Genomic DNA, 522 nt, shown 5'->3' on the forward strand with positions numbered 1-522 from the left:
TTGAACCGTTACCGCTTGAAGCACTTAGCGAAAAGTGGGCATAAGGGCGCCAAACGTGTCGAAAAGTTATTAGACCGACCAGATCGCTTGATTGGTCTTATTCTTATCGGCAACAACCTCGTGAACATTCTCGCTTCAGCAATTGCGACCATCATCGGCATGCGCCTATACGGCGATTTAGGTGTCGCGATCGCAACGGGTGCGCTAACTATGGTTGTCTTGGTGTTTGCCGAAGTCACACCAAAAACCGTTGCAGCGCTGTATCCAGAGCGTGTTTCCTACGCGAGCAGCATCTTGCTCACTATCCTAATGAAAGTGCTATCACCGCTCGTAATGCTGGTGAACTTTATTACTAATGGTTTCATTCGTTTGCTTGGCGTGAAAGCTGATCACACGGTAGAGGATCATCTGAGTTCGGAAGAGTTACGCACGGTCGTAAATGAAGCTGGCGGACTTATCCCTCGTCGACACCAAGACATGTTGGTGGCTATTCTCGATCTCGAACACGTTACTGTAAATGAC

The 522-nt window shown here is 48.5% G+C and carries 1 protein-coding gene; it reads left to right on the plus strand.

What is annotated here, in order from left to right; translation table 11 throughout:
* Nucleotides 1-522, plus strand: a 522-nt coding sequence (locus tag R7Q11_RS29210; RefSeq protein ID WP_225467350.1) for a CNNM domain-containing protein, incomplete at both ends; no start/stop codon positions are given.

Source organism: Vibrio sp. 970 (assembly GCF_033339075.1).